Genomic DNA, 9,029 nt, shown 5'->3' with positions numbered 1-9,029 from the left:
GCGCTCAATCCGCCGATGACTAAATATTTCGGCGGCTCGTTCGTCTATTCGGCAGGAGGCGCACCGCGCGCCGTTCGTTTCTCCGTTGTTCGTTCTCCGCTGTTCGTTCTCACTCAATTGACGTTGCCGATGACCGCCGCCCACGAGCCCTCTTCTCCGCCCTCCCGCCCGCCTGCCGCCGACGCCGCGCCGCCCGCGCGCCCGGCGGCGCGCCTGATCCTCGCGCTGCTGCGCGAAAGCCGCGCCGCGCTCGCGCTCGCGCTCGTCGCCTGCGTGCTGAACGGCGTCGCGAGCGTGCTGCTCGTCGCGACGCTGAACCGCGCGCTCGCGCAGCCGGTCGCGGCCGACGCCGCGCTCGCGTGGCGCTTCGCGCTGTGCGCGGTGGTCGCGCTCGTCACGCGGATCGTGTCGGGCGTGCTGTTCGCGCGGCTGTCGCAGGACACGATGGCGCGGCTGCGCGCGCATCTCGCGCGCCGCGTCGGCGCGGCCGAGCTGCGCGACGTCGAGCGCATCGGCGCGGCGCCCGTGCAGTCGGTGCTGACCGACGACGCGACCAACGTGTCGATGCTGTTCTTCGCGCTGCCGAACCTCGTGATGCACGGCTCGATCGTGTTCGGCTGCCTCGGCTATCTCGCGTGGCTGTCGTGGCCCGTGTGCGTGCTCGCGCTCACGGCGATCGTCGCGGGCTCGCTCGGCTATCACACCGGCGACCGCCGCGCGATCGCGTCGCTCGAAGCGGCCGGCCGCGCGCAGGACAAGCTGTTCGGCTATCTCGGCGCGCTGTTCTCCGGCGCGAAGGAACTGAAGCTGCACGACGCGCGCGCGCGCCAGTTCGTCGACGGCCAGTTGGGCGCGGCGATCGGCGAAGTGCGTGACCACCGCCGCCGCGCGTTCAGCGCGTATGCGGTCGGCGTCGGCTGGATCATCTTCCTGTTCTATGCGTTCCTCGGCGCGGCCGCGTTCTGGCCGCGGCTCGGCGTGCACGCGGACCCGGGCGCGACGGCCGGCTACGTCGTCGTGTTCCTGTTCATGCTGGTGCCGCTCGACGGCCTGCTGAACAATCTGCCGACCGTCAACGCGGCACGCGTGTCGCTCGCGCGCATCGAGGACGTGATGGCCGAATTCGGCGCGCTGCGCACCGCGCCGCCCGCGAGCGACGCGCCGGCCGCCGTGTCCGCCATCGCGCCCGCCGGCGCGGTCACGCTGCGCGGCGTCACGCATTCGTATTTCCACGAGCGCGACGAGCGGATGTTCCGCATCGGGCCGATCGACCTGACGCTGAAGCCCGGCGAGCTCGTGTTCATCGTCGGCGGCAACGGCAGCGGCAAGACCACGCTCGCGAAGGTGCTCACGGGGCTCTACGAACCCGAGGAAGGCGCGATCGAGGTCGACGGCCGGCCGGTCGGCTGGCGCGAGCGCGCCGCGTACCGGCAGCGCTTCAGCGCGGTGTTCAACGATTTCCACCTGTTCGACGCGCTGCTCGGCATCGTCGACCCGGACGATCCGGCGCGCGCGCAGGCCGACGCGCGCGCGAACGCGCTGGTCGCGAAGCTCGCGCTCGACCACAAGGTGAAGGTCGTCGACGGCGCGTTCTCGACCCGCGCGCTGTCCACCGGGCAGCGCAAGCGGCTCGCGCTCGTCGTCGCGTATCTGGAAGACCGGCCGTTCTACCTGTTCGACGAATGGGCCGCCGACCAGGACCCGACGTTCAAGGCGGTGTTCTACGAACAACTGCTGCCCGAGCTGCGCGCGCGCGGCAAGGCGGTGGTCGTGATCACGCACGACGACCGCTACTTCGATCTCGCCGACCGCGTGCTGAAGCTCGACAACGGGCGGATCGTCAGCGATACGACGCCCGCGCGGCAGCGGGCCGATGCGGTGAACGAGGTGAATGCGTAATCGTCATGCGCCGGCGCGGCGGCTTGCCGAAGCGCCGGCGCATTGCCGGATGCGCGCGGGAAGGTGCCGGGCAACGCGCCCTACCCGCCGGGATGCGCGGCCGGCACGCAAGATGGATGCGTCACCGCACCCGCGGCAGCCCGAGCAGCGTATCGGTCATCACGTCCGCCAGCTTCAGCGCCGACATCGGGCCGCCGAAGCCCCAGATGTTGCGCTCGACGAGCGCGATCCGTTTTGCCTTGCGCGCGGGCACGTATTGCCAGACTGGCGAATCAAGTTTCGCGTCGAGCGGCACGTCCATCCCGGTCGCGGTCACGAACAGCACCGCCAGGTCGCGCTGCGTCAGCAGGTCCGCCGACGTCACGTAGAGCGTGCCCTCGCGGGTCGGCTTCTTCGGCCACAGATCGAGGCCGAGCGCGCGTGCGAGCCCGGCCGCCGTGCTGTTGCCCGTATACGCCCAGTAGCGGTCGGGCAGCCCGAGGTCCTGCAGCAGCGCGACGCGTTCATGCTGCCTGCCGGCCGCCGCGAGCCGTTTCGCGTTGCGCGCGATGCCGGCGTCGAGCTGCGCTTCGACCGCCTGCGCACGCGCGCTGCGCCCCGTCACCGCGCCGATCGTGCGGAAGATCTGCCGGGTCCAGTCGAGCTGGGTCACGGGCACGCCGCCTTCGTTCACGTTCGGGCTGAACTGGAACAGGATCGTCGGCGCGATCCGGTCGAGCGCCGCGAAAATCGGCGCATGCCGGAAGCCGACGCCGATGATCAGGTCGGGCTTGACCGCCGCAATCGCCTCGAGCCCCGGCTCCTGCCGCGAACCGACGTCCGCCACATGCGCGAAGCGCGCATTGTCGTAGCCGAGCCAGCCCGGATAGAACGCGGTATCGACCATCCCGGCCGGCGTGATGTCGAGCGCCGCGAGCGTTTCCGCGAACATGAATTCGAGCGCGACGACGCGCTGCGCCCGCGCCGGCATCGTCGCGCTCGCCTGCGAGACGACCGGATTGCCGGCCAGCGACGCACCGGCCGGCATGCCGCCGCCTGGTCCGCGCACGGCGCCACTCGCTGCGGCCTGCGCGGCCAGCGGCCAGCCCGCGCAAAGCGCGGCGAGCTGCGCAAGCGCCCGCCGCCGGCCGGGCGCCGTCAGCGAATCGCGTCCTGCCCGGCCAGCGCCGCGTCGTCCATCGTCAATAGCAAGGGGCAGCTTCCACACAGTTGCGTTTCTCCAGGGATTTCGTAGCGCAGGCAGCACACGCGGCGCGCGCGGAACGGCGTCGGCAGCAGCGGCGAGCGCGGCACGGCGTCGCGCACCGGCGTGCGCAGCGGATTCGATTCGCCGTCGACGCACGCCGACCGGAACAGCCACGCGGCGTCGCGCCCGGGGTCGGCCGCGCACGGCTGCGCGCCGCAGACGTCGAGCAGGTAGTCGAGCAGATTGCCGGCGTTGCTCCACAGCACGCGCGGCGTGACGCGGCCCATCCCGGCCAGCAGGTCGATCACCGCGCCGAGATGCGCGACGAGCCCCGCGTAGCGCGGCGCCGGATCGTCGCACGGTTCGCCGAGCGCGTCGTGCGCGAAGACCAGCCCCGCGGGCATCCCGTCGTCGAGCACGACGAACGTGCGTTCGGGCGCCATGTCGAGCGGCCGGCCGAGCAGCAGCGCGGCGACGACGCCCGCGGGCGCCGCGCGGCCGAAGTAGTACTTGCTCCATTGCGACAGCAGCGCGCGCGCATGCACGGCCGGATCGCCGCCGTAGTGGCGGACCATCGCGTCGAGCAGCGCGTCGCGATGGTCGCGCAGCGCGGTCACGGGTACGAGCGCCGCGCTTGCCGCACAGGCGTCTTCAGGCATGCCGAGCCACACCGCGTCGAGATACGGCGCGAATTCAGCCGGCGCGAACGACGCGAAGCACGTCGCGCGCGCGTGGTGCACGCCGGGGGCCGGCGGCGTCATCGCCCCACGCGCCGCGCGCGGCGCGCCTCGACGATCAGCAGGCCGAGCAGGTACGGCGCGCCGATCAGCGCGGTCAGCACGCCGGCCGGCACTTCGCGCGGCGCGACGGCGGTGCGGGCCGCGACGTCCGCGAGCCCGAGGATCAGCGCGCCGCACGCGGCCGCGAGCCACAGGCGCGTGCGATGCCGTCGCGCGCCGAGCATCGTCGCGACATGCGGCGCCATCAGCCCGATGAAGCCGACCGGCCCGACCGCCGCGACCGCCGCGCATGCGGCGAGCGTCGCGATCACGAGCGCGAGCGGCCGCAGCGCGGCGATCGGCAGGCCGAGCGCGGCCGCCTGGTCGTCGCCGAGCGCGAGCATGTCGAGCGGCTGCGCGAGCCACGCGAACACCGGCACCGCGAGCACGCACCACGGCAGCAGCATCGCGACTTCGCGCCAACTGCGTCCGTAGGTGCCGCCGACGAGCCACACGACGAAGCGCGCGGGCTGCACGCTTTCCTGCGTGATCAGCCATTCGGACAGCGTCGTCCACAGCGTGCCGATCACGATCCCGGTGAGCGCGACCGCAAGCGGCGCGTAGCGATGACGGTGATTGAGGGCCAGCGTGATCGCCAGCGAGATCCCGCCGCCTGCCAGCGCCGCGCCGGCGAGCACGCCGCCGCCCGCGAGCGGCCAGCGCGTGAGCGCGAACAGCGTGACGAGCGCTGCGCCCTGCGTGACGCCGAGCACTTCCGGGCCCGCCAGCGGATTGCGCACGACGCTCTGCATCGCGACGCCGCTCGCGGCAAGCAGCGCGCCGGCCAGCATCGCGCACAGGAGCCGCGGCAGGCGCAGGTCGATCAGCATCCGCGCGACCGGGTCGGCGCCCGACAGCGCCGCCTGCCAGCGCGCGGGCGTCAGCCATTCGGGGCCGGCCGACGCGCCCGCGAGCAGCACGAGCGCGCCCGCCAGCGCGAACAGCACCGTGCGCGATGGCCAGCGCAGCCCGTCGAGCCAGCCGACCACGCGCGTCGCGCGCCCGGACGCCGCGCGCTCGGGGCCCGCGTGCAGCACGCCGGACCACGCGGCGCCGCGACGGATCAGCGCGAGCATCAGCGGCGTGCCGACGAGCGCGATCGCGACGCCGGTCGACAGCGTCGTGTCGAGGCCCGACGCGAGCACCGCGCTGTCGGTCACGAGCACGAGCGCGCCGCCCGCCAGCGCGGACAGCGGCACCAGCGCGGCGAGCCGCGCGGCGCGCGCGCCGCGGATCTGGCGCAGCAGGTTCGGCGCGACGAGGCCGACATACGACAGCGGCCCCGCGATGCTGACCGCGACGCTCGTGAACGCGACCGCGACGACCGTCGCGGCGAGCCGCGCCGCATCGACGCGCACGCCGGCCGCGGCCGCCGCGTCGTCGCCGAGCGCGAGCGGATCGAGCGGCCGGATCACGAACGGCAGCGCGGCGAGCGGCAGCACGAGCCAGCTCGCCGCGAGCTTCAGGCCGGTTGCGCCCGGTTGATAGAGGCTGCCGTTCGCCCACAGCGCGGCGCCCGCGATGTTCTGCTCGAAGCACGCGAGCAGCAGCGTCGACAGCGCGGCGAACAGCAGCATGCAGACGCTGCCCGCGAGCACGAGCCGCAGCGGCGTCGCGCGCCAGCCGCCCGCCGCGAGCATCGCGCACGCGGCGGCGGCCAGCCCGCAGACGAACAGCAGCGGCACCGACGCAACGCCCGCGAGCGCCGGCACGAGCATCGCCGCGAGCAGGCCGAGCTGCGCGCCGCCCGTCACGCCGAGCAGGTCCGGCGACGCGAGCGGATTGCGGGTCGCCGACTGGAACAGCGCGCCGGCGATGCCGAGGCAGCCGCCCGCGACGAGCGCGGCCGCGACGCGCGGCAGGTTCAGGTCGAACAGGAACACGCGCGCGAGCGCGTCGGCGTCGCTGCCGGGCGCGGCGCCCCACCACGCGGGCAGGTCGGGCGCGGCGCGCAGCGCGGCGACGCACGCGATCAGCAGCAGCATGCCGATCGCCAGCGCGCCGGCGCGGCTTCGCTGCGCTACGTTGCCGCCGACGGTTGCCGTGCGGCGTCTGCGCATCGCGAATGTCGTCATGTGGCGAGATCCCGGTCGAACACGGCGGCCGACGGCGACGCGTGGACGACGGACGGCCCGTACGCCGGCACGCACATCGGCGCGCCCGTCTGCGGATGCGCGAACTTCAGCATCTCGACGCCGAACGCCGCGCGCAGGCGCGCCGGGTCGAGCATCGCGTCGGGGTCGCCCTGCGCGACGACGCGGCCCGCGCGCATCAGCACGATCTCGTCGCTGTACGCGGCGGCCTGGTTCAGGTCGTGCAGCACCCACACGATCGTCAGCCCGCGCGCGCGGTTCAGCGCGCGCAGCGCGTCGAGGATGTCGAGCTGGTGATGGATGTCGAGATAGGTGGTCGGCTCGTCGAGCAGCACGATCGGCGCCTGCTGCGCGAGCGCCATCGCGATCCACGCGCGCTGCCGCTCGCCGCCGGACAGCGCGCCGACGTCGCGGCCCGCGTCGCCGGCGAGCCCGCTCGTCTCGAGCGCTTCGTCGATCGCGACGTGATCGGCGCGCGACAAGCCGCGCAGGAAGCCGCCGTATGCATAGCGCCCGTACGCGACGAGCTCGCGCACGGTCAGGCCGGACGGAATCTGGTTGAACTGCGCGAGCATCGTCAGCTCGCGCGCGAGCGCGCGCCGCTTGAACGACGCGAGCGGCTTGCCGTTGACGTCGACGTGGCCGGCCAGCGCCGGCTGCAGGCCCGCGAGCGTGCGCAGCAGCGTGCTTTTTCCGCAGCCGTTCGGGCCGCACAGCGCGGTCACGCGACCGGCCGTGATCGACAGGTTCAAACCGTCGATCACGACATGGTCGCGATAGCCCACCGTCAGCCCCCGCGCGGCAAGCGCGGCGGTACGACGCGTCATCGATCCTCCGTTCGGCCGCGCGGGACCGTGTAGCTCTGCGCCATCGCGACGACGACCTTGCGCGGCCCTTCGAACGGGTCGCGCGCGTGCGCGGTCAGCATGTTGTCGAGCATCAGCACGTCGCCGGTCTGCCACGGGAACATGATCCGCTGCCGGTCGAGCACCGCGCGAATCTCGGCGAGCGCGTCGGCTTCGAGCGGCGCGCCGTCGCCGTAGTAGACGTTGCGCGGCACGTTGTCGACCCCGACCGCGTCGACGAGCGCTTCCTGCATGTCCTCGTCGAGCGCGGACAGATGGAACAGGTTCGCTTGGTTGAACCAGACCTTATCGCCCGTGCGCGGATGCCGCGCGACCGCCTGGCAGCGCTCGCGGGTGCGCAGCAGCAGCTCGCCGTCGTCGCCGGTGCGCCACGCGCAGTCGATGCCGCGCGCCGCGCACATCCGCTCGACCTCGCGCGCGTCGTCGGTGCCGAACGCCTGCTGCCACGGCAGGTCGAGCCCCTGCCCGAAATTGCGCACGTACAGCAGCTCGCGCTGCGCGAAGCGCGCGACGAGCGCCGGGTCGAGCGCGCGATACACCGCGCGGCTGTCGGCGATCGGCGTCGCGCCGCCCTTCGGCGCCGCGAGCGCGCAGTGGAACCAGATCCGCATCGGCCATTCGCGCGTGTACGACTGCTCGTTGTGCAGCGGGATCGCGCGGTGCGGCGGGTATTCGGTCGACGTATACACCGCGCCTTCGACCTGGCTGCGCGGCGTCGACGCGTATTCATAGCCGATCAGCGGATCGCCGAACGCGGCCGCGAACTGCTGGAACGCATCGATCGACGGCACGTGGAAACCGGTGAACAGCACGCCGCCCGCACGCTCGAGCGTGTCGGCGGCGATCGCGCGAGCGAGCGGCGCGAGCGCGTCGATCGACATCCCGTCCCCGCCCTTCGGGGATACGACGGTGGGCAGCCCCGGCTCGATCCGCAGGTCGTCGAGCGTCGGCAAGGCAAGCAGGGTCATGCAAGGTCCTCTTCAGATGGGCCCTCGGCGCCGCTCACGACGCGCGCCGCGCGGTTTCGCCGTCCATCGCGCGGCGCAGGCTCGCGGGCCGCATGTCGGTCCAGACGGTCTCGATGTGCGCGAGACAGTCGGCCTTCGGGCCGCGCACGCCCACTTCGCGCCAGCCGGCCGGCACGGCGCGGAACGTCGGCCAGATCGAATACTGTTCTTCGTCGTTGATGACGACCGTGTAGACGAGGTCGTCGGTGTCGGCGGAAGGCGTCGTGGCTTGCGTCATGGTCGAAACTCGGTCGGAAATCGCTGAAGGCGGTTGAAGGAAGCGGAGCGGTTCGGCCACCCCTGTCGGATAGACGATCGGGCGGCGCGCTTTTTTACCGGCGCCGCGCGCGGCCGCCGCAGAACACCGGGCACGCGACGCCGCGATGGCACGCATCGAGGCACTCGGCGCAATGGCGCTCGGCGTCGCGGACCATGAAATGCACGAGCGTCTGCGACACGTTCAGCGCGCGCGCCGCGCTCTGCAGCGTCTCGTCGCGCAGCCGCACCATCTCGAACGCCGCGCGGCTGCGCGCCGGCAGGTCGTCGAGCGCGGCCGACACGCGCCGCAGCGTGTCGCGCGTCATCAGCGCCGCTTCGGGCGTCGGCGCCGGCGACGGCACGTCGAAGCCGTCGTCCTCGTCCGCGTGATAGAGGCTCTCGAGGTTCTGGCGGCGGCACGCGTCGATCGACGCGTTGCGCACCATCCGCGTCACGTACGCGACCGGCTGGCGCACCGCATCCTGGTTCGGGAAATCGACGAGCTTCACGAACACGTCGTGCACGACGTCCTCGGCCCGGCTCGCGCAGCCGACGAAGCTGCGCGCGACGTTGACGAGCATCGCGCGGTGGGCGATGAGCACGTCGAGCAGCGCGCCCTGCGCGCTCGGCCTCGCCGCGCGGCGCGCCTGCGGCGCGGGCCTGGACGGCCGATCGGACGGGCTGCCGCGGAACGGGTTCGCCGCCGCCGTGACCGGTCGTTCGAGCACTTCCGCCATTGCCATCGATTCGCTCCGTCCAATTTTGAGATACCGCAAAATTTAACGTAAACGCAAATCATTCTCAATACGATTCTTAAATACCCCTTCGGATTGGTCGGATTTGTATGAATAAAGGCGGCGTTGCACGGGGTGTGCGGAGGCGTCCGATGGACGGATGGCTTGCGGGCCTGGGCCGACGAGTCGTTCCCGGCTTTTTGGGGA

8 protein-coding genes are annotated in these 9,029 nt (G+C 72.6%); 1 reads left to right on the top strand and 7 read right to left on the bottom strand.

Going from position 1 to position 9,029, the window contains the following annotated elements; translation table 11 throughout:
- The first annotated feature begins 129 nt into the window (after nucleotides 1-129).
- Nucleotides 130-1,899, top strand: a complete 1,770-nt coding sequence (locus KY49_RS07440) for a cyclic peptide export ABC transporter (RefSeq protein WP_042583999.1) — start codon at nucleotides 130-132, stop codon at nucleotides 1,897-1,899.
- Nucleotides 1,900-2,020: 121 nt separating this feature from the next.
- Here KY49_RS07440 and KY49_RS07435 read toward each other — a convergent pair whose 3' ends face one another.
- The 7 genes from KY49_RS07435 to KY49_RS07405 all read right to left on the bottom strand — a co-directional run bounded on the left by KY49_RS07435 (nucleotide 2,021) and on the right by KY49_RS07405 (nucleotide 8,831).
- Nucleotides 2,021-3,040, bottom strand: coding sequence for an ABC transporter substrate-binding protein (locus tag KY49_RS07435; protein ID WP_042584614.1), 1,020 nt, complete (start codon nucleotides 3,038-3,040; stop codon nucleotides 2,021-2,023).
- Entirely contained in the window at nucleotides 3,037-3,846 is an 810-nt protein-coding gene (fhuF, locus tag KY49_RS07430; protein ID WP_042583998.1) for a siderophore-iron reductase FhuF, read from the bottom strand. The genes KY49_RS07435 and fhuF overlap by 4 nt, the downstream gene beginning before the upstream one ends.
- Nucleotides 3,843-5,939 carry a Fe(3+)-hydroxamate ABC transporter permease FhuB gene (gene fhuB, locus KY49_RS07425; RefSeq protein ID WP_042583997.1) on the bottom strand — a complete coding sequence of 699 codons (2,097 nt, stop codon included), beginning with the start codon at nucleotides 5,937-5,939 and terminating at the stop codon, nucleotides 3,843-3,845. The genes fhuF and fhuB overlap by 4 nt, the downstream gene beginning before the upstream one ends.
- Nucleotides 5,936-6,784, bottom strand: coding sequence for an ABC transporter ATP-binding protein (locus tag KY49_RS07420; protein WP_042583996.1), 849 nt, complete (start codon nucleotides 6,782-6,784; stop codon nucleotides 5,936-5,938). The genes fhuB and KY49_RS07420 overlap by 4 nt, the downstream gene beginning before the upstream one ends.
- Complete coding sequence (locus KY49_RS07415; RefSeq protein WP_042583995.1) at nucleotides 6,781-7,791, bottom strand: TauD/TfdA family dioxygenase; 1,011 nt, start codon at nucleotides 7,789-7,791, stop codon at nucleotides 6,781-6,783. Before KY49_RS07415 ends, KY49_RS07420 begins: the two co-directional genes overlap by 4 nt.
- Nucleotides 7,792-7,825: 34 nt before the next feature.
- Entirely contained in the window at nucleotides 7,826-8,068 is a 243-nt protein-coding gene (locus tag KY49_RS07410; protein ID WP_010092426.1) for an MbtH family protein, read from the bottom strand.
- Between the two features lie 94 nt (nucleotides 8,069-8,162).
- Nucleotides 8,163-8,831, bottom strand: a complete 669-nt coding sequence (locus KY49_RS07405; RefSeq protein ID WP_042583994.1) for an RNA polymerase factor sigma-70 — start codon at nucleotides 8,829-8,831, stop codon at nucleotides 8,163-8,165.
- Nucleotides 8,832-9,029: the final 198 nt, after the last annotated feature.

It is taken from the genome of Burkholderia sp. MSHR3999 (genome assembly GCF_000833595.1).
Classification (GTDB): Bacteria; Pseudomonadota; Gammaproteobacteria; order Burkholderiales; family Burkholderiaceae; genus Burkholderia; species Burkholderia ubonensis.
This window is presented reverse-complemented; position numbering and strand designations above follow the sequence as displayed.

Excerpts from the sequence above, each read along its gene's own strand:
- KY49_RS07440 (WP_042583999.1), top strand. The coding sequence starts at position 130 with ATGACCGCCGCCCACGAGCCCTCTTCTCCGCCCTCCCGCCCGCCTGCC.
- fhuF (WP_042583998.1), bottom strand. The coding sequence starts at position 3,846 with ATGACGCCGCCGGCCCCCGGCGTGCACCACGCGCGCGCGACGTGCTTC.
- fhuB (WP_042583997.1), bottom strand. The coding sequence starts at position 5,939 with ATGACGACATTCGCGATGCGCAGACGCCGCACGGCAACCGTCGGCGGC.
- KY49_RS07420 (WP_042583996.1), bottom strand. The coding sequence starts at position 6,784 with ATGACGCGTCGTACCGCCGCGCTTGCCGCGCGGGGGCTGACGGTGGGC.
- KY49_RS07415 (WP_042583995.1), bottom strand. The coding sequence starts at position 7,791 with ATGACCCTGCTTGCCTTGCCGACGCTCGACGACCTGCGGATCGAGCCG.
- KY49_RS07410 (WP_010092426.1), bottom strand. The coding sequence starts at position 8,068 with ATGACGCAAGCCACGACGCCTTCCGCCGACACCGACGACCTCGTCTAC.
- KY49_RS07405 (WP_042583994.1), bottom strand. The coding sequence starts at position 8,831 with ATGGCAATGGCGGAAGTGCTCGAACGACCGGTCACGGCGGCGGCGAAC.